The sequence below is a fragment of the Mycolicibacter sp. MU0083 genome, from assembly GCF_963378075.1.
GTDB lineage: Bacteria > Actinomycetota > Actinomycetes > Mycobacteriales > Mycobacteriaceae > Mycobacterium > Mycobacterium kokjensenii.
Genome location: NZ_OY726394.1, coordinates 401,173 through 427,642 on the forward strand (window position 1 = coordinate 401,173; position 26,470 = coordinate 427,642).

Here is a 26,470-nt window from a genome sequence, read left to right on the forward strand (position 1 = left end):
GGAGATGCGAGTGGAGATTCTGCTGCTGGGCACCGGCAGCGCCGACGGCTGGCCGAACCCGTTCTGCCGGTGCGACTCCTGCGCTGCGGCGGCCGCCGCGGGGGAGATCCGCGCCCAGACCGCCGCACTGGTCGACGACGTGCTGCTGCTGGACTGCGGGCCGGAGGCACCGCGCGCCGCGCTACGCCACGGCCGGACGCTGGCCGACGTCCGCTACATCCTGTTCACCCACGGCCATCCCGACCATGTGGGGCCGATGGCGCTGCTGATGCGCCACTGGCTGCGCACCGACCGCCCCCTGGAGGTGCTCGGCCCGGCCAGCGCGCTGGACCAGTGCCGGATCTGGATCGGCGACGACGACCCGGTCACGTTCCGGGCGGTACAGCCCGGCGACGACGTCGTACTCGGTGACTACCGGGTTAGGGTGCTGGCAGCCGCGCACGGCGCCGACCTGGCCTTCGCCGGCGAGGGCGCGCACGCCCTGCTCTACGACCTGAGCAAAGGTGACCGCCGAATCCTGTGGGCCACCGATACCGGTCCGCTGCCGCAGGCCACCCACGCCGCGATGGCCGGTGCGTCCTACGACGCGGTGTTCCTCGAGGAGACCTTCGGGACGTTCACCGACCACGGCACCGAGCACCACGACCTGCCGGCATTCACCGCGACGCTGACCGCACTGCGCGAATCCGGTGCCGTCACCGCGACCACCGATGTCGTCGCGATACACCTGAGTCACCACAACCCGCCGGAGCCCGAATTGACTGCCGTACTGTCGGATTCGGGAGCCCGCCCGGGACGCGACGGTGAGGTGGTTTCAGTGGGGATGGCCCGCAGACCGGTTCACACCCTGGTGCTGGGCGGTGCCCGCTCGGGCAAGTCCGCCTACGCCGAGGCGCTGCTGGCCGCCGAGCCGGCAGTGACCTACCTGGCCACCGGCGGGCTGCGCGAAGGCGACCCGGAGTGGGCCGAGCGGGTGCGCCTGCACCGGGTGCGGCGCCCGGACTCCTGGCGCACGGTGGAGACCGCCGACGTCGCCGAACAGCTACGCGCCGCGCAGACCCCGCTGCTGCTGGACTGCCTGGGCACCTGGCTGACCGCCCGGATGGACCGGCACGGGGTGTGGAACGACGGCGCGCTGGATGGCGTTCACGCCGACATCGACGAGTTGGTGACCGCCTGGCGATCCTGCCCGGTCGCGGTGGTGGCGGTGAGCAACGAGGTGGGCAGCGGGGTGGTGCCGGCCACCGCGTCGGGTCGACTCTTCCGGGACCTGCTCGGGGTGCTCAACGCCCGCATCGCCGCGGCCTGTGACGACGTGGTGCTGATGGTGGCCGGGCGGCCGCTCAGGCTTCCCGCGCAGTGACCTTGAGATCGACGCAATCGCTGTAACACGGTGTCTCGCCGGGCGATTCGGGCGTGGCGATCCGGATCAGCACCGCCCGGCTGGCGGTGACGGCGACGCTGGCCAACTCGCCGGCGTCGGTCACCTCGGCGGTGCCGTCGACGATCACGGTGTAGCCGCCCGGTACCGGAGGCGGCCACATCACGGTGACTTCGGGGGTGCGGGCCAGATTCGCCCGGCTGCGCCGGCCGCCGAGCGCGCCGATGCGCACCGTGCGGCCGTCCAGCACCGGCATCACCGGCACCGGGTGCGGACGGTTCTGATCGTCGACGGTGATCAGGTAGGCGTACTCGTGGCCCACGAGTTTCTCGGCGAGGCGGTCGAAATCCACGGCGGAGGTCATGGATTCGACCCTAGACCCGTATCGCGGTGTGGGAGCTGTCAATCCGCTTTGAGCTGCACGCAGTCATGCACCGTGCCGACCGCACGCCCGTCGTCGCCGAACACCGGACGGTGCAGCAGCGCCTTGGTGGGCGTCACCGACACCGAACCGTCGGGGTCCTCGGGAACCTCGGCTCGACCGTCGACCAGCAGCGAATAGTCGCCGACGTCGCGCGCCGGGTAGATCACGGTGACACCGGTGCGGGTCGCGAGGTTGTCCCGGCCGTGCGACCCCACCGGCCCGATATCGAGTCGGGTGCCGTCGAAGGTCGGAGTGATCGCGGTGGTGCGCACCCGGTAGTCGTCGCCGACGGTGACCAGGAACGCGAAGCCGTAACCGGGCAACAGTTCCGCCAGGCGGGCGAGGTCGACGGGCTTGGCCATGGCATCGAGGGTAGGCGGGTACCGCTACCGCCCGAGTGCCGGACCGACCGTGGTGTTCCAGGACTCCTGCATCTCCGATTCGAACAGACCCCAGGTGTGCGAGCCTTCCGGGCGGGCGACGTAGTGCACCGGAACTCCGGCTGCCTTCGCGGCGTCGGCGAACTGACGGGTGCTGTCGGCGACGATACGTTCGATCAGCCCGCCGGTGAGGTTTGCGGATCCGTCCGGAAGTCGATCCACCGAGCCGACGTCGCCGGTTTCTGATGCCGCCACGTAGACGGCCACGCCGCGCAGCTTGTCGAGGTTCTTCGAGGGGTCGTGGGCGGCCCACAGCGGGCCGTCCTTCGGGCCCCACATGTCCTCGGCGCTGGCACCGCCTCCCATCAAGGTCAACGACACCTTCTGTGCGGAATCCGGGTCGGAGGGGGTGAGAAATCCGCTGTAGGACGCAACGGCTTTGTAGAGCCCCGGTGCTTGAACGGCATAGTCGACCGCGGTGCCGCCCGTGCTGGACAGACCGCCAACCGCGTTACGGCCGTTCGTCTTGTACTGCGTGTTGATCAACGGGGGCAGCTCCCGGGTCATGAAGGTCTGGTACTGCTTGCCGGGGTTGTTGACCCAGTCGGTGAACCAGCTGAACTGGCCGCCGAGTGGGGAGACGACATTGACGTTCTTATCGGCGAAGAAACCCTGCACATCGGTGAAGCCGAACCAACTCTTGGTCCCCGGAGCCCAGCTCCCGCCCGGATCCAGATTGTCGCCGCCGTCGATGCCCGGCAGCAGGTAGAACGTCGGTGCGTTCGAGCTCGAAGCCTTGAAGACGTCGGTGACGATCTCCTTGTTCATCGACGGCGAATACACCGAGACCTTGTCCCACCGGTCGTTGACGTGCTCGATATTGGTGATCCGGGCAGCCGCCTCGTTCTCGGCGGCGGCGATGTGCGGAGGAGCCAGCCACAGCAGGCAGGCCACAGTCATGCATGCGGCACTCAATCGGTGCGTGAAAGGGGTCACAGTCCGAAGATGTTACGTGGACAATGATCCGTTTAAAAGTACGGATAGTCTTTAAATATAGACTCATGTCTGATTCTCGATGTCTGGGAGGATGGCCCTATGGAATTCCGCTACCTGGGCAACTCCGGCCTGCAGATCTCGGAGATCACCTACGGCAACTGGCTCACCCACGGTTCGCAGATCGAGAACGACGTCGCCACCGCCTGCGTGCACGCCGCACTCGACGCCGGCATCACCACCTTCGACACCGCCGACGTCTACGCCAACGGGCGTGCCGAAGAGGTGCTGGGTGCGGCGTTGGCGGGCCGGCGCCGCGAATCGGTGGAGATCTTCACCAAGGTGTACTGGCCGGTCGGCCCGGCTCCGTTGGGCCGCAACGACACCGGCCTGTCCCGCAAGCACATCATGGAGGGCATCGACGGGTCGCTGCGCCGGTTGGGCACCGACTACGTCGACCTGTATCAGGCGCACCGCTATGACTCCTTCACCCCGCTGGAGGAGACCATGCAGGCCTTCGCCGATATCGTCCGGGCGGGCAAGGCGCTCTACATCGGGGTCAGCGAGTGGACCGCCGAACAGATCCGGCACGCCCACGGGCTGGCCCGTCAGCTCGGAATCTCACTGATCTCCAGCCAGCCCCAATACTCGATGCTGTGGCGGGTGATCGAACCCGAGGTGGTGCCGGCCTGCCAGGAGTTGGGGTTGAGTCAGATCGTGTGGTCGCCGATGGCCCAGGGCGTGCTGTCGGGCAAGTACCTGCCGGGTCAACCGCCGCCGGCGGGCTCGCGGGCCACCGACGACAAGGGCGGGGCGAACTTCGTCAAACGGTTCATGACCGACGACGTGCTGACCCGGGTGCAGCAGTTGCGCCCGATCGCCGACGAGCTGGGGTTGACCACCGCACAGTTGGCGATCGCCTGGGTGCTGCAGAACGACAACGTCGCCGCGGCGCTGGTCGGAGCCTCGCGTCCCGAGCAGGTCACCGAGAACGTCAAGGCGTCGGGGGTGCGTATCCCGGCCGAGTTGATGACCCGCATCGACGAGGTGCTCGGCGACGCGGTGACCGCCGATCCCGCGGTGGTCGCCCGCTCCACCCCGGAGAAGCGGATGCTCTAGCGCGCCGCGTTCTGCGGCCGGGTGGGGCCGCGCTCGCCGGCCGCGGCTGTCCTAAGACGTGGTGACGGTGCGATCTGATCCGCCGGAGCCGACGTGTTGCGGAGGAAACGGCACGTTCGGCGGAATGGGGGACGGCGCCGACCGGCGACCGCGCACCAGCTTGCCCGGCCGGGCGGCGGTGGGCCGACCGTTCTCGGCGATGACCTCGCCGGCAACGACGGTCGCCACGTAGCCCTCGGCGGTCTGGTCCAGCCGCCGGCCGCCGGCCGGCAGGTCATAGGTGACCACCGGCTTGTGCAGGCGCATGTTCTGATGGTCCAGGACGTTGAGATCCGCCTTGTAGCCGACCGCGATGCGGCCCCGGTCCTCAAGACCGGCGACCCGCGCCGGCACCGACGTCAGCTCCCGGATCGCCGCTTCGATGGTCAGCCGGTCCGAGCTGCGGTCGCGGGCCCAGTGGGTCAACACGTAGGTGGGGTAGCTGGAGTCACAGATCATGCCGTAGTGCGCGCCCCCGTCGCCCAGGCCCAGCACCACGTCGTCGCGGTGCATCAGGGTGCCGACGGTGTCCAGGGAGTTGTTCTCGAAGTTCGCCAGCGCGTCGAGCAGGATCGCGTGCCCGTCGTCGTCGAGCAGCCGGTCGTATGCCTCCTCCATCGGCGACACACCGCGCGCCCGGGCCCGCGCCGCAATGCTTTTCGACCGCTCGGGCTCATAGTCGGCGTCGTCGCCGAGCGGGAAGGTCCAATCCCAGGACTGCGCCAGGTACGCGAGCGGGTTGGCCGGGACGATGCTCGGTTCGTCGTCGAGGATCTGTTGCCGCACTTCCGGTTTCCGCATCTCGGCGACCCGCTCCGCCAGCGGAAGGTGGGCGATCTTCTGGTAACTCGGATACAGCACGAACGGGTGGATGCTCAGGTCCAGGCCGACCATCAGGCCGATCGGCCGGGGGAAGACCTGGGCGGTGATCGCGGCACCGGCGGCGTTGGCCCGCTCCACCATGGTCATGGCGTCCTGCCACAGCGGCATGCCGGCATTGCCGATCAACAGACTGAACGTGACCGGCAGGCCGGAATCGGTGGCCGCGTCGAAAACCTGTTGCAGCACCGGCTGATAGGCGCCGGTGGGAAGATCCGGCACGAACTGGATCAGGCCGCCCCCACCGTCGGCCAGCCCCCGGCTGATCTCGAGGATCTCGGTGTAGGCGGCGTCGTAACTGGGAATCCGCGCGCCGGTGCTGGTGCGGTGCGTCATCAGCCGCGACGAGGAGAACCCCAGGGCACCGGCTTCGGCGGCCTCCCGGGCCAGCTTGCGCATCTGGGCCAGATCGTCTGGTGTCGGCGGCTGCCGATCCACGCCGCGCTCGCCCATCACGTAGACCCGCAACGGCGAATGCGGCAGGAACGCCGCCACATCGATGTCCCGCCGCTGCGCATCGACGGCATCCAGGAACTGCGGGAAGGTCTCCCAGGTCCACGGCAACCCGTCGGTCATCACCACCCCGGGAATGTCCTCGACGCCGGCCATCAGATCAACCAGCACGTCGTGGTCGGCCAACCGGCAGGGGGCGAAACCGACCCCGCAGTTGCCCATCAACGCGGTCGTCACGCCGTGCGCCGAGGAGGGATTGAGTCGATCCGACCAGATCGACTGGCCGTCGTAGTGGGTGTGCAGGTCGATGAAACCGGGGGTGACCAACAGGTCGCTCGCGTCGATCACCCGGGAGGCGCCGCCGACGACGGTCCCGATTTCGGCGATGATCCCGTCACGGACGGCCACGTCGCCGACGTACGGTTGCCCGCCCATGCCGTCGACGATCGTGCCGTTACGGACCACGAGATCAAAGTCCATCTAGAGAATCTACGCCGATCACGGGGGTAGCGTCATCGGATATGCAGACGGATACCTCCGCGGTACGCGACCTGCTCCGTGATGCGTTCACCCGACTGGTCGAGCATGCCGACGAGCTCACCGACGGGCTCGCCGACGAGGTGGCGGACTACCGGCCGACGCCGGCGGCCAACAGCATCGCGTGGCTGCTCTGGCACAGCGCCCGGGTGCAGGACATCCAGGTCGCTCAGATCGCCGGGGTCGAGCAGGCGTGGACCCGCGACGGCTGGGTGGAGCGGTTCGGCCTGGACCTGCCGCGCAACGACACCGGATACGGCCACGACGCCGCCGCGGTGGCCAAGGTCCGGGCGCCCGCGGAACTGCTGGGCGGCTACTACCGCGCGGTGCACGGGCTGACGCTGGACTACCTCGCCGGCATCACCCCCGACGAGCTGGCCCGGGTGGTCGACACCCACTGGGATCCGCCGGTGACGGCGAGCGCGCGACTGGTCAGCATCATCGACGACTGCGCCCAGCACCTGGGTCAGGCCGCCTACCTGCGCGGCATCGCACCGCATACTTGACACGTGTCGAGGGCCGGTGCGACGCCGGTCACAACCGGGACTAGCATGGCGCCATGACCGCCACCAACCCCGCCGTGACGTTCTCCGGCACCGGTACCGTGTACAGCCCCGCCACCGGGGAAGCCGCCGGTGAGGTCCGGTGGACAGACCCCGCCGACGTCGAGACGATCGCCACCGGGCTGCGCGCCGCGCAGCGGGAATGGGAACGCCGCGGCGCCAAGGGCCGGGCCAAGGCGCTGGCCCGGTACGCGGTGTGGCTCGGCGACAACCGGGACGAGATCGAGAAGCTGCTGATCGCCGAGACCGGCAAGTCCGGCACCGACGCCGCCCAAGAGGTCCCGCTGCTGATCATGATCCTGTCGTACGTGATCAAGGTGATGGACAAGGCGGTGGCCCCCGAGACCCGGCCGGCGTCCACGCCGCTGCTGAAGATCAAGAAGATCACCGTCCACTACCGGCCCCGTCCGGTGGTCGGGGTGATCGCGCCGTGGAACTACCCGGTGGCGAACGCGTTGATGGACGCCATCGGAGCGCTGGCGGCCGGGTGCGCGGTGCTGCTCAAGCCGTCCGAGCAGACCCCGCTGACCGCGGAACTGCTGCGCCAGGGCTGGCTGGCCTCCGGTGCGCCGGACGTGTTCGCGGTGGTGCAGGGCGCCCGGGAGGTGGCCGAAGCCGTCATCGACAACTCCGACTACGTGCAGTTCACCGGTTCCACCGCCACCGGCCGCAAGGTCGCCGAGCGGGCCGCGAGCCGCCTGGTGCCGGTCAGTCTCGAACTGGGCGGCAAGGACCCGATGATCGTCTGCGAGGACGCCGACATCGACCTGGCCGCGCATGCCGCGGTGTGGGGCGCGATGTTCAACGCCGGCCAGACCTGTGTGTCCGTCGAGCGGGTGTATGTGCTCGAACCCGTCTACGACAAGTTCGTCGCCGCCGTCGTCCGCGATGTCGAGGCGCTGCAGATGGGTGTCGGCGAGGGCAACCACTTCGGGGCGCTGATCAGCGATCAGCAGCTCGCCGTCACCGAGCGGCACGTCAAGGCGGCACTGGCCGCGGGGGCGCGCGCACTGACCGGCGGACAGCGCCGCAGCGGCCCGGGCAGCTTCTACCTGCCCACCGTGCTGGTCGACGTCGATCACTCGATGGCCTGCATGACCGAGGAGACCTTCGGCCCCACCCTGCCGATCATGAAGGTCGCCAGCGTCGAAGAGGCCATCCGGCTCGCCAACGACAGCGCCTACGGGCTCAGTGCATCGGTGTTCTCCGCCGATGTCGCACGCGCCAAAGACATTGCACTGCAACTCGACTGCGGAGCCGTCAACGTCAACGACGTGATCTCCAACCTGATGTGCACCACCGCGCCGATGGGCGGCTGGAAGACGTCGGGCATCGGGGCGCGCTTCGGCGGCGAGGACGGCATCCGCAAGTTCTGCCGGCAGGAGACCGTCGTCGCGCCGCGGACCAACGTCGGTGCGGGCGGCAACTTCTACCACAACTCGCTGGCGACCCTGGCTCGTACCAACCGGTTGCTCACCCGGATCGTGTCGGCGCGTCCGCGACGCACCGCGAAATAGTGCGGTTCCTGTCTGCGACGCTGTTGTGGTTGTTGACCACCGCGGCGCTGGCGGTGGCACTGCCGACGGCCTGGGTGCAGTACAACCTGCTCGACGCCGACGGCTACGCGCGGCTGGCGGAACGGGCGGCGGCACAGCCGGCCCTGCAGAACGCGGTGGCAGCCGAACTCAGTGCGCAGGCGGTGCAGTTGATCCGCGGCAGCGGCTATGGCGTCGAATCGTCGGCGGTGCTCGAAGCGGCCCGCGACTACACCTCCGGTCCGTCGTTTCCGGGTGAGTTCGTGAAGGTCAACCGGGACGGGCACGCCTGGCTGTTCAACATCGGCGATCCCGGGCCGTGGGAGATCGACGTGGCCCCGATGCTGCGCGACGAGGCGTTCGGCCAGCTGCTGTCCGACTATCCGGTGGTGTTGCCGGCTTCGCTGACGGTGCCGCTGACGTCGACGTCGACGGAGGTGATGCGGCCCGACGGGTTGCAGCGGCTGGCGGTGTGGGGGCCGATGCTCAGTGTCGTCATGGCCGCGCTGGCCGGGCTGTGCGCGATCCTGACGCTCGTCGCGGCCCGTCACCGGGGCCGGGCACTGGCCGGCCTGGGGGTGTCGGCGCTGCTGGTCGGCGCGGCGGGCTGGTCGGGGGCCGAGGTGGCGCGACGCCATCTCGACGGGGCCCTCAACGAGGCCACCGGTGATATTCGCCGGATCGCCGAAGCGCTGGCCGACGTCGTTCAGCACAGCCTGCACCTATGGCTCAATGTGACGCTTGGTGCCGGTGCCGCGTTGGTTTTGCTGGGGGTTGCGCTGGCATTGCTGGGCGGTTTCCGTAAGTCGTAATATGTCGACCGAACGGGCGATGGTGGGTCCGCGTTAACGTCTGCGATGATAGCCGTTAACTTGTTGTTCCTCGGAGAGGCGGATACGCGGAATGAGCGATCAGGATCTGCCGTCGGCCGACGCCGACGCCGACAGGCCTGATCTGCCGGATTCTCCGTCGTATCCGACGGTCCGGTTCGACTTCCAGCCCCAGCACCTGCTGCGAATCCTGGCGGTGCTCTGGGCGGTGCTGGCGCTGCTCTGCTGGCCGGGTGTGGGCTGCTGGGTCAGCGCGGCGACGAGTGCGCTGGGAGCCTGGTACGTCCGCCGGCAACGTGCCGGGTGGCCGATCGACGTCGAGGACTACCTGGTGGAGCGGGGATGGGCGCTGCGTCGCCGACGCCGGATGTCCGACAGTGGTCCACCGATCCCCTTCCGGCCCATGACCATTCCCGAGCTTTACGGTGCGGCCGCGAAGATCTTGCTGCGGAACTGGCCGGTCCTGATCGGTTTCGCCGCGGTCGTTTTCGCCGGATTCGGGGCGGTCCTCGGTGTGGCCATGCGCAGTCTCGACGCGCCCACTCCGCGACACCTGGCCGAAATGTTGTTCAGCGGTCACGACAGCCTGATCGGTGTCGCGGTCCCGGCCGTCGGGTTGCTGGCGTTGCTCTTTCTGGTGTTCATACCGGTGGACGCGCTGCTGATCGTGCTGGGTGTGCAAATCGCGGAGCGCGCGCTACGGGGTCAGCGGATCGGGTTCGACGGGTTGTTCGTCCGGGCCACCGGCAGGGTGTACGCCGTGAGTCGGCTGAACTCGCTCTACTACATATTCTGGGGCGTCATGGCGGCGGTCCAGGTCATGGCGCGTGGCAGTGGCTTCTTCGCGGCGCTGATTCCGCTGATGGTGGTGTGCGGCATCGTCATGTTCCTGGTGGGAATGTTGGTGAGCGTGTCCCCGGTCGTGATGATCCTGGAGAATCGGGGCATCAGGGAGTCGTTCGCCCGCTCGATCCAGCTCTGCCGACCCGCGGTGGGCAGGATCGCCTGTATCCACACCCTGGGGATGGGGTGCATGTCTCTGGTGGTGGTGTCGGCCTCGATCAGCTGGGTGAGCGTGCTCATCTGCTACCCGGTGCTGACCGGCTTGGTCCGATGCCTGCCGGTGTTGATCTACGCCGACCTGCGGATGCGGCAGGAGGACTACGGAGCCGAACTGCTCGGTGACTGGTGCCGCAACAAGGGCCGGGAGGGACTGGCCAGCGGCTGATCCGTCAGTCGCGCCCGCCCAGCATCCGCCACAGGAACGAGAAGCTCAGCGCGGACTTGAACGCCGCCTGTGCGTTGTCGGCGGCCCCGCCGTGCCCGCCCTCGATGTTCTCGTAGTACCAGACCCGATGCCCGGCATCCTGCAGCGCCGCGGTCATCTTGCGGGCGTGGCCGGGATGCACCCGGTCGTCGCGGGTGGACGTGGTGATCAGCACCGGCGGGTACTGCGCGTCCGCCGAAATATTCTGGTACGGCGAGTATTTGCTGATGAACTCCCATTCCGCGGGGTCATCCGGGTCGCCGTACTCGGCCACCCAGGACGCGCCGGCCAGTAGCAGGTGATAGCGGCGCATGTCCAGCAGCGGCACCTGGCAGACCAGCGCCCCGAACAGCTGCGGGTAGGCGGTCAGCATGATGCCCATCAGCAGCCCCCCGTTACTGCCGCCCACCGCACCGAGCTGCTCGACGGTGGTGATGCCGCGGTTCACCAGATCGGCGGCCACCGCGGCGAAATCCTCGGCCACCAGGTGCCGGCCCGCGCGCATCGCCTGGGTGTGCCAACCGGGCCCGTATTCGCCGCCGCCCCGGATGTTCGCCAGCACGTAGGTACCGCCGCGGGCCAACCACAGCCGTCCCAGGACGCCGTCGTAACCGGGGGTGCGGGCCACTTCGAAGCCGCCGTAGCCGCCCAGCAGGGTCACGCCGGTGGCGTCCGGCGGGCGCACCACGAAGTACGGGATCGCGGTGCCGTCGGCGGAGGTGGCGAAGTACTGGGTGACCTCCAGCCCGTCGCCGTCGAAAAACTCCGGAGCGGACTTGATCTCGGTCAGCGGACCGTCCACCGGTCCGTGGAGCAGCCGGGACGGGCGGTCGAATCCGCTTGAATCCAGGAAGATCTCGTCGCCGGTGTCGTCGGCGGCCGCGATCACGGTGTTGGTGTTGGCGGGCACCTCGGCGACCGGCCGCCGCCGCCAGTCGCCCGGCGTGACCACCTCCACCCGGCTCGCCACGTCGTGCAGGGTGACCAGCACCAGCCGGTCGCGGGTCCAGGCGTAGTGGTGCAGGGCGGTGTGCGCGTCGGGTTCGAAGACGACGCGGCATTCGGCGGTGCCGGCGAGGAATTCCTCGTAGTCGGCGGCCAGCAGGGACCCGGCCCGATACGACGCGGTGCCGATGTACCAGTCGGTGCGCAGGTCGATCAGGATCCACTGCCGATGAACCGAGACCGAGGCGTCGGTGGGCGCATCGATCCGGATCAGTTCACCGTCGCGCAGCTCGTAGACCTCCTCGTTGAAGAAGTCGATCGCCCGCGACAGCAGGGTCCGCTCGAATCCCGGGGTGCGGTCACAGCCCGCGGCCACCACCACATCGGTGCTCGCCCCGGTGAACAGTGTCTCGGCCTGAGCCAGGTCTTGGCCGCGACGCCACCGCTTCACCACCCGGGGGTAACCGGATTCGGTCAGCGAGTCGGCGCCGAAATCGGTGCCGACCAGAACGGTGTCGTCGTCCTCCCAGCCGATCCGGGTCTTGGCTTCGGGGATCTCGAAGCCGCCGGCAACGAATTCCCTTTTCACCATGTCGAATTCACGCACCACCACGGCGTCCGAACCACCGCGGGACAGCGATACCAGTGCCCGGTTGTGGTGCGGACGGATCACGTTGGCGCCGCTCCACACCCAGTTCTCGCCGTCGGTGCGGGCCAGCTCGTCGAGGTCGATCAGCACGTCCCAGTCCGGTGCCGCCCCCCGGTAGCTGTCAAGAGTGGTGCGCCGCCACAGCCCACGCGGGTTGGCCCCGTCGCGCCAGAAGTTGTAGAGGTATTCGCCGCGGCGACGCACGTAGGGGATGCGGGCGTCGGTGTCGAGCACCTCCAGAGCGGATTTCCGCATCGCCTCGAACCCGTCACCGGCGAACTCGTCGACCGTCGGGGTGTTGTGGGCGCGCACCCACTCCAGTGACCGATCGGCGGTGACGTCTTCCAGCCACAGGTACGGGTCGGTGGCGTCTTCGGCAGGCATGGAAGCCATTGTGACGGCGGCGGTACTGTGAGTTGAGTAACACCCACCGGTAAGGAGCATTTTCGATGACCGTTTTCGCACGTCCAGGCGCCGCAGGCGCGCTGATGAGCTACGAGTCCCGGTACGGGAACTTCATCGGCGGGCAGTGGGTCCCGCCGGTGGACGGTGCGTACTTCGAGAACACCACGCCGGTCACCGGTCAGCCGTTCTGCGAGATCCCGCGTTCCACCGCGGCCGACATCGATCGTGCGCTCGACGCCGCACACGCCGCCGCCCCGGCCTGGGGCAAGACCTCCCCGGCCGACCGGGCCGAGATCCTGGGCAAGATCGCCGACCGCATCGACGCGCACCGCGAACAACTCGCGGTCGCCGAGGTGTGGGACAACGGCAAACCGGTTCGCGAGACGCTGGCCGCCGACATCCCCTTGGCCGCAGATCATTTCCGTTACTTCGCCGCCGCGATCCGCACCCAGGAGGGTGCGTTGAGCCAACTCGACGACGACACCGTCGCCTACCACTTCCACGAGCCGCTGGGTGTGGTCGGGCAGATCATCCCGTGGAACTTCCCGCTGCTGATGGCCGCCTGGAAGCTGGCGCCCGCACTGGCCGCCGGCAACGCCGTGGTGCTCAAGCCCGCCGAGCAGACCCCGGCGTCGATCCTGTTCCTGATGAGCCTGATCGGCGATCTGCTGCCGCCGGGAGTCGTCAACGTGGTCAACGGATTCGGCGTCGAAGCGGGCAAGCCGCTGGCATCGAGCAACCGGATCGCCAAGATCGGCTTCACCGGCGAGACCACCACCGGTCGGCTGATCATGCAGTACGCCAGCCAGAATATCATCCCGGTCACCCTGGAGCTGGGCGGCAAGAGCCCGAACATCTTCTTCTCCGACGTGCTGGCCGCGAACGACGACTTCTCCGACAAGGCGCTCGAGGGATTCGCCGGGTTCGCACTCAACCAGGGTGAGGTGTGCACCTGCCCGTCGCGCGGTCTGGTGCAGGCCCCCATCTACGACGAGTTCCTGGAACTGGCCGCGATCCGCACCAAGGCGATCCGCCAGGGCGACCCGCTGGACACCACCACGATGATCGGGGCGCAGGCCTCCAACGATCAGCTGGAGAAGATCCTGTCCTACATCGCGATCGGCAAGGAGGAGGGCGCCACCGCCGTCACCGGCGGGGAGCGGTCCGACCTGGGCGGTGATCTCTCCGGCGGCTACTACGTGCAGCCGACGATCTTCGCCGGGCACAACAAGATGCGGGTCTTCCAGGAGGAGATCTTCGGCCCGGTGGTGTCGGTGACGTCGTTCACCGACTACGCCGACGCCATCGGCCAGGCCAACGACACCATCTACGGACTGGCCGCCGGAGTGTGGAGCCGCGACGGCAACACCGCCTACCGGGCCGGCCGTGACATCCAGGCCGGGCGGGTCTGGGTCAACTGCTACCACAACTACCCGGCGCACGCGGCGTTCGGCGGCTACAAGCAGTCCGGTATCGGCCGGGAGAACCACAAGATGGTGCTCGACCACTACCAGCAGACCAAGAACCTGCTGGTGTCCTACTCCGATCAGGCGCAGGGCCTGTTCTGATGGGCGCACCGGACCGGGTGCTGATCACCGAGGCGGCCGCCGAACTGGTGGCGAGCCTGATCCGGCGCCACGGTCCGGTGATGTTCCACCAGTCCGGCGGCTGCTGCGACGGCTCGGCGCCGATGTGCTACCCCGAGGGGGACTTCCTCATCGGTGACCACGACGTGCTGCTCGGGGTACTGAAAGCGGCCGGCGCGCGGGTGCCGGTGTGGATCTCGGGGCCGCAGTTCGCCGCCTGGAAGCACACCCAGCTGACCATCGACGTGGTGCCCGGGCGTGGGGCCGGGTTCAGCCTGGAGGCACCCGAGGGCATGCGGTTCCTGACGCGCAGTCGAGCGTTCACCGACGCCGAGAACGCCGCGCTGGAAACGATGCCGGTCATCACCGGGTCGTTACCGCGCTGACCGGCGCCGTCGCCGTAAAATCTGCTGGTGTGATTCCGCTGCCACGCCCCTGGTCGTTGAGCAGCGCCATGCTGGTCGGGGTGGCGGCCGGGATCCTGGCGGGTATCGGCGTGAGCCTGCTCGTCACCGCGCCGCTGCGCCCGGATATCGCGATCGCGCTGGTGCTCGGGGTGCCCAGCGTCGCCGGGATGGTGCTGGTGTTCGTCTCCTCGCGCAGGTGGGTAACCGCCCTGGGCGGATTTCTGCTCGCGTCGGGGGTCGGCTGGTTCGGCGCGCTGGCCGCGATCCAGGCGGTGTCGGGTGCCTGAGACCGCCGACACCGGATCGCTGCCGATGACCGAGCCGCACATGGCCCCGATCTTCGACACCGGCCCGCACCCGCTGCCACTGCCCGCCGACGCCGGGCCGACTGCGGCCGACGAACCGGCCGCCTTCTCGGAGCTCGACGCCGGCGACCCCGAGGCGTCGCGGTCGGTGGTGCCGGCTAAGCCGGTGGTGGTGGCCGGTGAGTTCCGGTTCCTCAAGTGGTGGCAGTTGGCACTGGTGCTGGCCGGGGTGTGGATTCCGGCGGCCGGGATCGGGCTGGGCCTGTTCTCCTGGTGGTATTCGCTGGCCGACAAGACACCGGCGGTCTTCGTCGTCCTGGTCTATGCGGCGGTGTGTGTGGTGGCCGGGCTGATCGTGGCGATGGCGACCGAGCGACCGCTGGGTGCTGCGGTGGCGCTGGCGTTGATGTCGGCGGTGTTCGCGTCCGCGCTCGCCGCGGCGCCGCTCTACGGGCACAACTACTGCCAGCACGTGTCGCGCTGCGTCGGCGGAGTCCTGCCGTACTGACGCGGCTCGGATGTCCGGCACCGTGCGTTCCCGCCGCCGCCCGGATTCCCCATCGGCCGGTAGGCGGAGAAGTCGTTCCCGGCGGTCCCGGCGCGGGTCCGCGCCACCCGATAGGGTGGCGTAGTGACCCACTTTGACGTCGTAGTCCTCGGAGCCGGCCCCGGTGGTTATGTCGCGGCCATTCGTGCCGCCCAATTGGGCCTGAACACCGCGATCATCGAACCGAAATACTGGGGCGGGGTCTGTCTCAACGTCGGCTGTATCCCGTCCAAGGCGCTGCTGCGCAACGCCGAACTGGCCCACATCTTCACCCGGGAGGCCGCCGCCTTCGGGATCAGCGGTACCGCCACCTTCGACTACGGCGCGGCGTTCGACCGCAGCCGCAAGGTCGCCGACGGCCGGGTGGCCGGCGTGCACTTCCTGATGAAGAAGAACAAGATCACCGAGATCAACGGCTACGGCACGTTCACCGACCCGCACACCCTGTCGGTTGCCCTCAACGACGGTGGCACCCAGACGGTTACGTTCGGTCACGCGATCATCGCGACCGGGTCCAGCACCCGTCTGGTGCCGGGCACCTCGCTGTCGACCAACGTGGTCACCTACGAGCAGCTGATCCTGAGCCGGGAGCTGCCGAAGTCCATCGTCATCGCCGGCGCCGGCGCCATCGGCATGGAGTTCTCCTACGTGCTGGCCAACTACGGCGTGGACGTCACCGTGGTGGAGTTCCTGCCACGGGCACTGCCCAACGAGGACGCCGAGGTGTCCAAGGAGATCGAGAAGCAGTTCAAGAAACTGGGCGTCAAGATTCGCACCGGAACCAAGGTGGAGAGCATCACCGATGATGGCTCGACGGTGTCGGTGGTGGTCAGCAAGGACGGCCAGACCGAGACGCTGCAGGCCGATAAGGTGTTGCAGGCCATCGGCTTTGCCCCCAACGTGGACGGCTACGGGCTGGAGGCCGCCGGCGTCGCACTGACCGAGCGACGTGCCATCGGCGTCGGCGAGTACATGCAGACCTCGGTGCCGCACATCTACGCGATCGGCGATGTCACCGGGCTGCTGCAGTTGGCGCACGTCGCCGAGGCGCAGGGTGTGGTGGCCGCCGAGACCATCGGCGGCGCCGAGACCATGCCGCTGGGCGACTACCGGATGATGCCGCGCGCCACCTTCTGCCAGCCGCAGGTGGCCAGCTTCGGGCTCACCGAGGAGCAGGCCAAAGCCGAGGGCTACGACGTGAAGGTGGTCAAGTTCCCGTTCACCGCCAACGGCAAGGCGCACGGGGTGGGCGACCCGAGCGGCTTCGTGAAGCTGATCGCCGACGCCCGCTACGGCGAACTGATCGGCGGACACCTGGTCGGCCACGACGTCTCCGAGCTGCTGCCGGAGCTGACGCTGGCACAGAAGTGGGACCTGACCGCCAATGAGCTGGCCCGCAACGTGCACACTCACCCGACCATGTCCGAGGCGCTGCAGGAGTGCTTCCACGGCCTGACCGGCCACATGATCAACTTCTAACTGCGATTTCGGCGCGCTCAGTCCCGCTCAGCGGGCATCAGCGCGCCGAAATCGCGAACAGGGCTGCCCCGACGAGCATCCCGGTGACGTTGGCGCAGGCGTTGACCACGTCGTTGCCCACCCATCGCCAACCGTGCGACGGCCGGGTCGGCAAGCCGCAGTGCATCGCGTCCTCGACCGTCGCCCCGCAGGATCCGCAGTCGAACCGGGCCTGCACGGTCGCCCCGATCACGGTGTCGACCAGGGATCCGGCGACACCGGCGGCCAGGCCCACCGGCAGCATCGCCCACCCGCCGAACAGGGTGCCGAACGCACCGACCGAGGCCGCCCCCAACACCGTCGCACCGGTGCCGAGCGGGGAGACCGCGCCCGAGGTGCCCTTGGGGACGCGGCCCCGGGTGCGCAGTGACAGCGGCTCGCGGGCGGAGAAGCGGCCGATCTCCGAGGCCCAGGAGTCGGCGATTCCTGCGGCGATCCCACCGATCGACACCGCGTACCACAGCGGGTCGCGGGTCACCGCGTAGCCGATAACCGGGATCAGCACCGGCAGGCCGGCGTTCACCGCGACCTGGCTCATGGTGCGCATCCCGGCGGTCCGGCCGGGCCGCCGGTAGGCGGTCAGCAGGCTGGTCAACGAGAAGAACACCGCGGCCGGGATGATCCACCCCCAGCCGCCCAGGCCGACGGCCACTCCGGCGATCAGCCCGCCGGATAGGGCGCCCGGCAGGTCCAGCCAGCGCATCCGCAGCATGAACGGCACGATGGCGCAACCGAATACGGCCGCGGCCAGCCAGCGCATGGCGTCGTCGGTGGACAACTCCCGGGCGGTGTGCAACAGCAGCGCCACCCACGGCGTGATCAGTAGATTGTCGGCCGCGGGCAGTACCAGTAGTTCCAGACAGGCCGTGGTCAGGGCGACGAACAGCGACACCGCCAACGCCATGAACGACGTCAACTCCAGGCCCAGCCGGCAGAACGCCCAGGACACGGCGAAGGCGATGACCACGAACGCCACCGACCCCTCCAGGGAACGCACCCCGCCGCCGGCGGTCACCCGGTGTCGGCCGTAGCGGTCCCCGACCAGTGCCGCACCGGCGTCGGCCAGGCCCAGCACCACCACACCCGCGGCGATCGCGACCCGGTCCGGCCAGAACGCCAGCACCGCCAGCAGTGCGCCGGCGGCGAACCCCACCAGCCCGTAGTCGCGGGAGCGGGTGCCGTCGAAGACGCCGGGTACCGGCACCAGGCCGCGTTCCACGATGAACGCCAACGCCAGCGTCGCGGCGGCCAGCACCCCGGCCACCACCACCCCGTTGGAGAGCTGGAACGCGGCCAGGGCGGCGAACAGACCGCAGAGGGCGTGCGGGATCTTGCGGGTGACCAGCGGCCCGGCGCCGCGGCGCGCCAGGGCCCGCCCGACGACGATCAGCACGGCGGCGATCAGCAGGACCCCGCCGCCGGCGACAGCCAGGTCATGGACGATGGTGTCGGTCACGCCGCGCTACTCATCGAAGTCCAGCGGCACGCGCAGTGCACTCAAGGTGGCGGCCAGGGCGTCGTATTGGCTTGTCAGCATGACGAATTCGATCAACCGGGGCCGATCCAGGTGCTCGGCCAACCGGACCCAGGTCTCGTCGGACAGGGTCCGGGTTTCCACCAGCTCGTCGACCGCGGTCAGCAGCACCCGCTGCCGGTCGGTGAGCCCGGAGGCGCCGGGTCCCTCGAAGATACGGGCCTGGGTCGCGTCGTCGAGGCCGACGGCCCGCGCCATCCGGGTGTGGTGCTGCAGTTCGTATCGACTGTTGCGCAGGTGCCCGACGCGCAGGATCACCAGTTCGGTGTCGCGGGTGGGGAATTTGCCGCCGCGCATCAGCACCCCGCCGAACGGCAGCCAGGCCCACATCAGCCGCTTGTGCTGGCCCAAGGTGGTGAACAGGTGTGCCCGGGGCACGTGCTGGCGGCGTGCGGCGATCTTGCAGAACAACCAGTTGGCGACGCCGAGGTCGCGCAGGCCGGGGGAGGCGGGGATGCGAGCGGTCACCGCTGTTGCTTTACCAGATATGGCGAAACCGTGCTGCGGTGTTCGTTGAGATCGAGGTCGCGACCGAGCGCGGGGAACGCCCGTTGCGGACAGTTGTCGTGGTCGCAGACCCGGCAGCCCACCCCGATCGGGGTCGCCGGGACGTCGTGACCGGCGGCCAGGTCCAGTCCCTCGGAGTAGACCAGCCGGTGGGCGTGGCGCAGTTCGCAGCCCAGCCCGATCGCGAACGTCTTGTCCGGTTGGCCCCAGCGCGCCGCCCGGCGCTCCACGGTGCGCGCCACCCACAGGTATTTGCGGCCGTCGGGCATCTCGGCGATCTGCACCAGGATCTTCCCGGGATTGCCGAACGTCTCGTAGACGTTCCACAGCGGGCAGGTTCCCCCGCTGGATGAGAAGTGAAAACCGGTGGCCGACTGCCGTTTCGACATGTTTCCGGCCCGGTCGACGCGGACGAACGAGAACGGCACACCCCGCATCGACGGCCGCTGCAGGGTGGACAGCCGGTGTGCGATGGTCTCGTAGCTGACCCGGTAGAACGCCGAGAGCCGTTCGATGTCGTAGCGGAAGTTCTCGGCGCTGTCGTGGAACTGCCCGTAGGGCAACACGATCGCCGCGGCGAAGTAGTTGGCCAGCCCGAGCCGGGCCAGGGTGCGGGAGTCCTTGGAGGTGAACTTGCCCTCGTCGACCATCGCCGCGATCTGGTCGTCGTACTCCAGATAGGCCAGCTCGGCGGCCATCTTGAACACCCGTTGGCCCCACGACAGGTGGTTGGAGATGTCGAGTGTCTTGGTCGCCGCGTCGTAGCGGTGCAGCACCGTCTCGCCCAGGTCGATCCGGCGGTTGATGTGTACGCCGTGCACCTCGGTCAGCCGGTTGGCCAGTTCGACGGCCAGTTCACCCTGGTGCCGACGCATCCGGGTGGCGAGTTCCTCGGCGGCGGTGTCGAGTTCGTGCAGATAGTTCTGCCGCTCGTAGAAGTAGTCGCGGACCTCTTCGTGCGGCATGGTGATGGCGCCGGTGCCGCTGCCGTCGGAGAACCGCTCCTCGGTGGCCGCGGCCAGTTGCGCCGCCGTGTTGCGGTAGCGGCGGTGCAGGTTGACCATCGCGCGGGCCAGTTTCGGGTGGGTGCTGACCAGTTCGGCGACCTCGGACAGATCGACGTCCATGTCGATGTCGCGGTCCATGGCGACCTCGCGCAGTTCGGCGACCAACCGGGTGTCGTCCTGGGAGGCGAAGAAACTGGCGTCCACGCCGAACACCTCGGCGATCCGCAGCAGTACCGCCACGGTCAAGGGCCGGACGTCGTGCTCGATCTGATTGAGGTAGCTCGGGGAGATCTCCAACATCTGGGCCAGTGCGGCCTGGCTGAACCCGCGCTCGCTGCGCAGTTGGCGCACTCGGGAGCCGACGTAGGTCTTGGCCACCCACCCGACCCTACCTGCTGCGAAGGCGGCATTCGCATTGTTGGCATGGCATGATCCGCTCAGGCAAGAACGACGGGGAGCGGCGATGCAGCAGATACCGGAGCGGACCGGCTTGGCCAAGGTGATGATGCCGGTGCCGGATCCCCATCCGGACGTGTTCGAGCGCCAATGGCCGCTGCGGGTCGCCGACATCGACCGCACCGGCCGGCTCCGGATGGACGCCGCCGCCCGGCACATCCAGGACGTCGGCCAGGACCAGTTGCGCGAGATGGGATACGAGGCGACCCATCCGCTGTGGGTCGTCCGGCGCACGATGATGGACCTGCTCGCACCGATCGAGTTTCAGGACATGCTGCGGGTGCGCCGCTGGTGTTCGGGCACCTCCAACCGCTGGTGCGAGATGCGGGTGCGCGTGGACGGGAAGCGCGGCGGCGGCCTGATCGAGTCCGAGGCGTTCTGGATCAACATCAACCGGGAGACCCAGGGGCCGGCGCGCATCTCCGAGGACTTCCTGGCCGGGTTGAAGCGCACCACCACCGTCGACCGGCTGCGGTGGAAGGCCTACCTGAAGGCGGGCGGCCGCGCCGACGCCGACGAGATCCACGAGTTCCCGGTCCGGTTCACCGACATCGACCTGTTCGACCACATGAACAACTCGGTGTACTGGAGCGTGGTGGAGGACTACCTGTCGAGCTATCCGGAGCTGCTGACCGCGCCGTTGCGGGTCACCCTGGAGCACGACGCCCCGGTGGCGCTGGGCGACAAACTAGAGATCGTCTCGCATGTGCACCCCGCCGGGTCGACCGAGATGTTCGGGCCCGAGCTGGCCGATCGCACTGTTAGAACGCTCACATACCTGGTGGGCGAAGAGGTCAAAGCGCTCGCCGCGATCTTCCCGCTGTAACACGTTCTCGTCAGTACGCGCGTACTGCTGAAACAGGCGCTGACCTGTGCGGATATGTTACCGATCGGTAGCTTTTCCGGCCTCGGACGCGACGGCGCGTTCACCGGATTCTTCGCAAACTTCGCATAACGCACGTACTGTTTTGCCAAACTTGGCAATAGAAACGGCTGGACCAGGGCATATCGCCTGTGCCAAGGTCGCTTTAACACACCAGTGAATCGATCGGGGTGTTAGCAAAGCCGGGAAGCTGGACCGCCGGCTTCGAGGGGCCTCGACGATCGAAAAACGCAAAGGAGCGGATCCTATGTCGACTGTCGGCACTCCGAAGAGCCCCGAGCAGATTCAGCACGACTGGGACCACAACCCCCGGTGGAAGGGCGTCAAGCGCACCTACACCGCCGAGGACGTCGTCGCGCTGCAGGGTCACGTCGTCGAGGAGCACACCCTGGCCCGCCGCGGCGCCGAGGTGCTGTGGGAGCAGCTGCACAGCCTGGACTACATCAACGCCCTGGGTGCGCTGACCGGCAACATGGCCGTCCAGCAGGTCCGGGCCGGCCTGAAGGCCATCTACCTGTCCGGGTGGCAGGTCGCCGGTGACGCCAACCTGAGCGGCCACACCTACCCCGACCAGAGCCTGTACCCGGCCAACTCGGTCCCGCAGGTGGTGCGCCGGATCAACAACGCACTGCTGCGTGCCGACGAGATCGCCAAGGTCGAGGGTGACACCTCGGTGGACAACTGGCTGGCCCCGATCGTGGCCGACGGTGAGGCCGGCTTCGGTGGCGCCCTCAACGTCTACGAGCTGCAGAAGGCGATGATCGCCGCCGGTGTCGCCGGTTCGCACTGGGAGGACCAGCTGGCCTCGGAGAAGAAGTGTGGCCACCTGGGCGGCAAGGTGCTGATCCCCACCCAGCAGCACATCCGCACGCTGACCTCGGCCCGGCTGGCCGCCGACGTGGCCGGTGTGCCGACCGTGGTGATCGCCCGCACCGACGCCGAGGCCGCCACCCTGATCACCTCCGACGTCGACGAGCGCGACCAGCCGTTCATCACCGGTGACCGGACCGCCGAGGGCTTCTACCGGGTCCGCAACGGCGTGGAGCCGTGCATCGCCCGGGCCAAGGCCTACGCGCCCTACGCCGACCTGATCTGGATGGAGACCGGCAAGCCGGACCTGGAGCTCGCGAAGAAGTTCGCCGAGGGCGTCAAGGCCGAGTTCCCCGACCAGATGCTGGCCTACAACTGCTCGCCGTCGTTCAACTGGAAGCAGCACCTCGACGACGCCACCATCGCCAAGTTCCAGAACGAGCTGGGTGCGATGGGCTTCAAGTTCCAGTTCATCACGCTGGCCGGCTTCCACGCGCTGAACTACTCGATGTTCGATCTGGCCCACGGCTACGCCCGCAACCAGATGAGCGCCTACGTCGAGCTGCAGGAGCGCGAGTTCGCCGCCGAGTCGCGTGGCTACACCGCCACCAAGCACCAGCGCGAGGTGGGTGCGGGTTACTTCGACCGGATCGCCACCACCGTCGACCCGGCGTCGTCGACCACCGCGCTGGCCGGCTCCACCGAAGAGGGCCAGTTCCACTGAGCTTCAGTGGCGCCATCCACGAGGCGAAGTGGAACCGAAAGTGTGAGCCACTGAGCCGTTAACCCGCCGCGAGCGTGCGTAGTTGTACGCCTGGCACGGCGTGTCGACGTACAGACACGCACGCTCGCGCAAAAGGGGGGAGTTTCCTGCGGTGGAAGTCGGATTGCGCCGCAGGGGAGTTGACAGCACAGGCCCCGCCCGGCCAGCCTGGGCGGGGCCTGTTGCTGCCGTGAGCCGTGAATCGAAAGGGAACACACAGTGTCGATCCAACGAGTAGGTGTCATCGGAGCCGGCCAGATGGGCGCCGGCATCGCCGAGGTGTCGGCGCGGGCCGGCGTCGAGGTCAAGGTCTTCGAGACCACCGACGCACTGGTCACCGCCGGCCGCAACCGGATCGTCAAATCGCTGGATCGCGGTGTGAGCGCGGGCAAGATCACCGAACGCGAGCGCGACGACGCCGTCGGCAACCTGACCTTCACCACCGACCTGGGTGAGCTGGCCGATCGGCAGCTGGTGATCGAGGCCGTCATCGAGGACGACGCCGTGAAGTCGAAGATCTTCGCCGAACTAGACCGGGTCATCACCGACCCCGACGCGGTGCTCGCATCGAACACCTCCTCCATCCCGATCATGAAGATCGCCGCCGCCACCGCCAACCCGCAGCGGGTGCTGGGTCTGCACTTCTTCAACCCCGTTCCGGTGCTGCCGCTGGTCGAGCTGGTCAGCACGCTGGTCACCGACGCCGGCGCCGTCGACCGAACCGAGCAGTTCGCCAGCGCGGTGCTGGGCAAGCAGGTGGTGCGCTGCAACGACCGGTCCGGCTTCGTGGTCAACGCCCTGCTGGTGCCCTACCTGCTCTCGGCGGTGCGGATGCTGGAGTCCGGATTCGCCACCGCCGAGGACATCGACAAGGCCATCGTGGCCGGGCTGTCGCACCCGATGGGCCCGCTGCGGCTGTCCGACCTGGTCGGCCTGGACACGCTGAAGCTGATCGCCGACAAGATGTACGAGGAGTTCAAGGAGCCGCTCTACGCCGCGCCGCCACTGCTGCTGCGCATGGTCGAGGCCGGCCAGCTCGGCAAGAAGTCCGGCCGGGGTTTCTACACCTACTGAGTATCGGGCTGCGGAGCGTCGTCCCCCCGTCGCCACGGCAGCGTCGGCGACGGGTGGGATCCCGCGTTGAAGCCCTTCAGCGAGCCGCCCGCCTCGACGATCCCGTACAGGGCGCTCCAAGCGAACATGGTCAGGTAGTCGATCAGCTCGTCGGCACTCATCCGCGGGTTCAGCAACCACGAGTGCGTGGCCAGTTGCACCGCGCCGACGATCATGTACGACCACGGTTCGACACCGCCGGTGTCCATCCCGACGGCGTTCATCCGCAACCGCAGCATCACCGCGAGCATCCGGGCGATGATCCGTTCGGAGTCGGCGATCACCTTGCTCTTGGCCGCCGAACTGTTGGCCATCACGAACCGGTACGGCTCGGGCTCCGATGCCACGGTGTCGACGTAGACCCGGATGATCTCGCGGGTCAGGTCGAAGCCGTCCATGTTCGACGACAGCGCCTTGGCCATGTTGGGGATCAGGGTGGCCTGGGTGAACCGCATCATCACCGCGGTGGTCAGGTCGTTCTTGTCGACGAAATACCGGTAGAGGACGGTTTTGGACACGCCGATCTCGGCGGCGATCTCGTCCATGCTCACGTACTGGCCACGACGCCGGATGGCCTCGATCGTGCCGTCGATGAGGTCGTTTCGACGGTCGACCTTGTGCTGGTGCCAGCGCCGCTTCCGACCGTCGGTCTTGGCGGTGCCGACCTGGCGCTGTTCTGCCACGATCCCGGATTCCCATTCCCTAGACCCCGTGAATAATACGGCCCGGTCCTGCAAGGTTCGTGGTGCGGTAACAGTTACCGCCGGTTCAGCGCATATACCCGCCCGCGCCGATGGCGGATGATGGTGGCGTGGTGCAGCCAGAGAACCAGTCGAGTTGGTCCGGTGCCGTGCAGGCGGTGCACTCGTTGGCGGAGTCCTTCGCCGGTGCCGATCCCGCCGCGGACGCCGTGCGATTGCGTGACCTGCGCCGGATGAAAACGGTGGCCCTGGGCTTCCTGCTCGGTGCGACCGTCGTCTTCGCACTGTGCCGGTGGGCGCAGTCGGACGGGACGGCCGCCGACTGGGTGGGCTACGTCGGGGCCGCCGCGGAGGCCGGCATGGTCGGCGCGCTGGCGGACTGGTTCGCGGTCACCGCGTTGTTCAAGCATCCGCTGGGGGTGCCGATCCCGCACACCGCGATCATCAAGCGGAAGAAGGACCAGCTCGGGGAGGGGCTGGGGACGTTCGTGCGGGAGAACTTCCTGTCGCCGCCGGTGATCGAGACCAAGCTGCGCGATGCGCAGATCGCCGGCCGGGTCGGCAAGTGGCTGGCGGAGCCGGCGCACGCCGAGCGGGTGGCCGCCGAGACCGCGACGGTGCTCCGGGTGCTGATCGAGATGCTGCGCGACGACGACGTGCAGGACGTGATCGACCGGATGATCGTGCAACGCATCGCCGAACCGAATTGGGGGCCGCCGGTCGGCAGGGTGCTGGGCTCGCTGCTGGCCGAAAACCGCCAGGAAGCCCTGATCCAGCTCCTGGCCGACCGGGCCTTCCAGTGGTCGCTCAACGCCGGTGAGGTCATCCAGCGGGTGGTCGAGCGGGACTCACCGACCTGGTCGCCGCGCTTCGTCGACCACCTGGTCGGTGACCGGATCCACCGGGAGCTGATGGACTTCACCGACAAGGTGCGCCGCGACCCCCAGCACGAGCTGCGTCGCAGCGCCACCCGCTTCCTGTTCGAGTTCGCCGACGACCTCCAGCACGACCAGGCGACCATCGCCAAGGCCGAGGCGGTCAAGGAGCAGCTGATGGCCCGCGACGAGGTCGCCAACGCCGCGGCGACGGCCTGGCGGACGCTCAAGCGGCTGGTGCTCGACGGCGTCGACGACCCCTCCGGTGCGCTGCGCACCCGGGTGGCGGCGACCGTGGTGCAGATCGGAGAGTCCTTGCGCGACAAGGCCGAACTGCGCGACAAGGTGGACAACTGGATCGTGCGCGCCGCGCAGCATCTGGTGGGCCACTACGGGGTGGAGATCACCGCCATCATCACCGAGACCATCGAGCGCTGGGATGCCGCCGAGGCCAGTCGGCGCATCGAACTGCACGTCGGACGGGACCTGCAGTTCATCCGGATCAACGGCACCGTCGTGGGTGCGCTGGCCGGGCTCGCGATCTATTCCATAGCCCAACTTATGTTCTGACCTGCGCTAGCAAGTGCTTGCAAAAGTTAGCACTAGGCCTTATCGTGATACGTGTCAGCAGTTGGCACGTCCACGAAAGGGGTCACCGGTGTCGCAGGACGACAAGCTCACCGCAGTGGTCTCCACGGCGGCCGCGGATATCGGTAGCTTCATCCGCGCCCAGCGCGAAGCCGCGCAGGTGTCCATCCGGCAGCTGGCCGACAAGGCCGGCGTCAGCAACCCGTATCTGAGCCAGGTGGAACGTGGGTTGCGCAAGCCCTCTGCCGACGTCCTCAATCAGATCGCCAAGGCCCTGCGGGTCTCCGCCGAGGTGCTCTACGTACGGGCGGGAATCTTGGAGCCGAGCGAGAAGAGCGAGGTCCGCGACGCCGTGATCTCCGATGCGGCGATCACGGAACGGCAAAAGCAGGTTCTGCTCGACATCTACACGTCGTTCGTCCAGCAGAACGAAGCCGAGGGTGAGGAGACGACAACTGACTGACCTTCCTT

23 protein-coding genes and 2 pseudogenes are annotated in these 26,470 nt (G+C 68.2%); 16 read left to right on the forward strand and 9 right to left on the reverse strand.

What is annotated here, in order from left to right:
• The first annotated feature begins 10 nt into the window (after nt 1-10).
• Nucleotides 11-1,363: a bifunctional adenosylcobinamide kinase/adenosylcobinamide-phosphate guanylyltransferase gene (locus RCP38_RS01915; RefSeq protein WP_308477020.1), complete on the forward strand. Its 1,353-nt coding sequence runs from the start codon at nt 11-13 to the stop codon at nt 1,361-1,363.
• On the opposite strand, the gene RCP38_RS01920 is transcribed toward RCP38_RS01915, so the two are convergent.
• The 3 genes from RCP38_RS01920 to RCP38_RS01930 are packed head-to-tail and all read right to left on the reverse strand — an operon-like array spanning nt 1,344 to nt 3,145.
• A complete protein-coding gene (locus RCP38_RS01920; protein WP_308475051.1) occupies nt 1,344-1,745 on the reverse strand; it encodes a pyridoxamine 5'-phosphate oxidase family protein in 402 nt (133 codons plus the stop codon). The two genes, RCP38_RS01915 and RCP38_RS01920, sit on opposite strands and share 20 nt — an antisense overlap.
• Nucleotides 1,746-1,783: 38 nt before the next feature.
• Nucleotides 1,784-2,167, reverse strand: a complete 384-nt coding sequence (locus tag RCP38_RS01925) for a pyridoxamine 5'-phosphate oxidase family protein (protein ID WP_308475053.1) — start codon at nt 2,165-2,167, stop codon at nt 1,784-1,786.
• A gap of 24 nt (nt 2,168-2,191) precedes the next feature.
• Nucleotides 2,192-3,145, reverse strand: coding sequence for an alpha/beta hydrolase (locus tag RCP38_RS01930; protein WP_308475054.1), 954 nt, complete (start codon nt 3,143-3,145; stop codon nt 2,192-2,194).
• 135 nt (nt 3,146-3,280) lie between these two features.
• Here RCP38_RS01930 and RCP38_RS01935 point away from each other — a divergent pair, with 135 nt between their 5' ends.
• Nucleotides 3,281-4,297 (forward strand): aldo/keto reductase family protein, encoded by a 1,017-nt coding sequence (locus RCP38_RS01935; RefSeq protein WP_308475056.1) that lies wholly within the window; start codon nt 3,281-3,283, stop codon nt 4,295-4,297.
• A gap of 123 nt (nt 4,298-4,420) precedes the next feature.
• On the opposite strand, the pseudogene RCP38_RS01940 reads toward RCP38_RS01935, so the two are convergent.
• Nucleotides 4,421-6,148 (reverse strand): annotated as a pseudogene (locus RCP38_RS01940) (N-acyl-D-amino-acid deacylase family protein); the annotation flags it as partial.
• 41 nt (nt 6,149-6,189) lie between these two features.
• Between RCP38_RS01940 and RCP38_RS01945 the strand changes: the two are divergent.
• From RCP38_RS01945 to RCP38_RS01960, 4 genes are all read left to right on the forward strand, one after another.
• Nucleotides 6,190-6,711, forward strand: coding sequence for a mycothiol transferase (locus RCP38_RS01945; protein ID WP_308475057.1), 522 nt, complete (start codon nt 6,190-6,192; stop codon nt 6,709-6,711).
• Nucleotides 6,712-6,764: 53 nt separating this feature from the next.
• Entirely contained in the window at nt 6,765-8,285 is a 1,521-nt protein-coding gene (locus RCP38_RS01950; RefSeq protein ID WP_308475058.1) for an aldehyde dehydrogenase family protein, read from the forward strand.
• On the forward strand, nt 8,285-9,115 hold the full coding sequence (locus RCP38_RS01955) for a hypothetical protein (protein ID WP_308475059.1): 831 nt from the start codon (nt 8,285-8,287) through the stop codon (nt 9,113-9,115). The genes RCP38_RS01950 and RCP38_RS01955 overlap by 1 nt, the downstream gene beginning before the upstream one ends.
• Nucleotides 9,116-9,206: 91 nt before the next feature.
• Nucleotides 9,207-10,361 (forward strand): hypothetical protein, encoded by a 1,155-nt coding sequence (locus RCP38_RS01960; RefSeq protein ID WP_308475060.1) that lies wholly within the window; start codon nt 9,207-9,209, stop codon nt 10,359-10,361.
• Nucleotides 10,362-10,365: 4 nt separating this feature from the next.
• Here RCP38_RS01960 and RCP38_RS01965 read toward each other — a convergent pair whose 3' ends face one another.
• Nucleotides 10,366-12,387 carry a prolyl oligopeptidase family serine peptidase gene (locus tag RCP38_RS01965; RefSeq protein WP_308475062.1) on the reverse strand — a complete coding sequence of 674 codons (2,022 nt, stop codon included), beginning with the start codon at nt 12,385-12,387 and terminating at the stop codon, nt 10,366-10,368.
• A 56-nt stretch (nt 12,388-12,443) separates the two neighbouring features.
• Here RCP38_RS01965 and exaC point away from each other — a divergent pair, with 56 nt between their 5' ends.
• The 5 genes and pseudogenes from exaC to lpdA all read left to right on the forward strand — a co-directional run bounded on the left by exaC (nt 12,444) and on the right by lpdA (nt 16,723).
• Nucleotides 12,444-13,967 carry an acetaldehyde dehydrogenase ExaC gene (exaC, locus tag RCP38_RS01970; protein ID WP_308475064.1) on the forward strand — a complete coding sequence of 508 codons (1,524 nt, stop codon included), beginning with the start codon at nt 12,444-12,446 and terminating at the stop codon, nt 13,965-13,967.
• Nucleotides 13,967-14,359, forward strand: a pseudogene (locus RCP38_RS01975) (DUF779 domain-containing protein); the annotation flags it as partial. The gene exaC and the pseudogene RCP38_RS01975, both read left to right, overlap by 1 nt.
• 41 nt (nt 14,360-14,400) lie before the next feature.
• A complete protein-coding gene (locus tag RCP38_RS01980) occupies nt 14,401-14,679 on the forward strand; it encodes a putative holin (protein ID WP_308475067.1) in 279 nt (92 codons plus the stop codon).
• Nucleotides 14,672-15,205, forward strand: coding sequence for a hypothetical protein (locus RCP38_RS01985; protein WP_308475069.1), 534 nt, complete (start codon nt 14,672-14,674; stop codon nt 15,203-15,205). The genes RCP38_RS01980 and RCP38_RS01985 overlap by 8 nt, the downstream gene beginning before the upstream one ends.
• A gap of 123 nt (nt 15,206-15,328) precedes the next feature.
• The gene (gene lpdA / locus RCP38_RS01990) at nt 15,329-16,723 is read left to right on the forward strand and encodes a dihydrolipoyl dehydrogenase (protein ID WP_308475071.1); all 1,395 of its coding nucleotides are present in this window, start codon (nt 15,329-15,331) and stop codon (nt 16,721-16,723) included.
• A gap of 37 nt (nt 16,724-16,760) precedes the next feature.
• Here the strand turns inward: lpdA and RCP38_RS01995 are convergent, their stop codons facing one another.
• From RCP38_RS01995 to ramB, 3 genes are read right to left on the reverse strand one after another with little or no spacing between them, the layout of a single operon-like run.
• Nucleotides 16,761-18,218, reverse strand: coding sequence for a DUF92 domain-containing protein (locus tag RCP38_RS01995; RefSeq protein WP_308475073.1), 1,458 nt, complete (start codon nt 18,216-18,218; stop codon nt 16,761-16,763).
• Nucleotides 18,219-18,224: 6 nt separating this feature from the next.
• Nucleotides 18,225-18,764, reverse strand: coding sequence for a carboxymuconolactone decarboxylase family protein (locus tag RCP38_RS02000; protein ID WP_308475075.1), 540 nt, complete (start codon nt 18,762-18,764; stop codon nt 18,225-18,227).
• Nucleotides 18,761-20,188, reverse strand: a complete 1,428-nt coding sequence (gene ramB / locus RCP38_RS02005; protein ID WP_308475077.1) for an acetate metabolism transcriptional regulator RamB — start codon at nt 20,186-20,188, stop codon at nt 18,761-18,763. The genes RCP38_RS02000 and ramB overlap by 4 nt, the downstream gene beginning before the upstream one ends.
• 85 nt (nt 20,189-20,273) lie before the next feature.
• Between ramB and RCP38_RS02010 the strand changes: the two genes are divergently transcribed.
• The 3 genes from RCP38_RS02010 to RCP38_RS02020 all read left to right on the forward strand — a co-directional run bounded on the left by RCP38_RS02010 (nt 20,274) and on the right by RCP38_RS02020 (nt 23,796).
• Entirely contained in the window at nt 20,274-21,092 is an 819-nt protein-coding gene (locus RCP38_RS02010) for an acyl-[acyl-carrier-protein] thioesterase (RefSeq protein ID WP_308475079.1), read from the forward strand.
• Between the two features lie 304 nt (nt 21,093-21,396).
• Complete coding sequence (gene aceA, locus RCP38_RS02015; RefSeq protein ID WP_308475081.1) at nt 21,397-22,683, forward strand: isocitrate lyase; 1,287 nt, start codon at nt 21,397-21,399, stop codon at nt 22,681-22,683.
• 258 nt (nt 22,684-22,941) lie between these two features.
• Nucleotides 22,942-23,796 carry a 3-hydroxybutyryl-CoA dehydrogenase gene (locus RCP38_RS02020; RefSeq protein WP_308475083.1) on the forward strand — a complete coding sequence of 285 codons (855 nt, stop codon included), beginning with the start codon at nt 22,942-22,944 and terminating at the stop codon, nt 23,794-23,796.
• On the opposite strand, the gene RCP38_RS02025 is transcribed toward RCP38_RS02020, so the two are convergent.
• Entirely contained in the window at nt 23,790-24,518 is a 729-nt protein-coding gene (locus tag RCP38_RS02025; protein WP_308475085.1) for a TetR/AcrR family transcriptional regulator, read from the reverse strand. The two genes, RCP38_RS02020 and RCP38_RS02025, sit on opposite strands and share 7 nt — an antisense overlap.
• A gap of 110 nt (nt 24,519-24,628) precedes the next feature.
• Here RCP38_RS02025 and RCP38_RS02030 point away from each other — a divergent pair, with 110 nt between their 5' ends.
• Nucleotides 24,629-25,981 (forward strand): DUF445 domain-containing protein, encoded by a 1,353-nt coding sequence (locus RCP38_RS02030; protein WP_373692423.1) that lies wholly within the window; start codon nt 24,629-24,631, stop codon nt 25,979-25,981.
• Nucleotides 25,982-26,069: 88 nt separating this feature from the next.
• Nucleotides 26,070-26,462: a helix-turn-helix domain-containing protein gene (locus tag RCP38_RS02035; protein ID WP_308475087.1), complete on the forward strand. Its 393-nt coding sequence runs from the start codon at nt 26,070-26,072 to the stop codon at nt 26,460-26,462.
• The last annotated feature ends 8 nt before the right edge of the window (nt 26,463-26,470 follow it).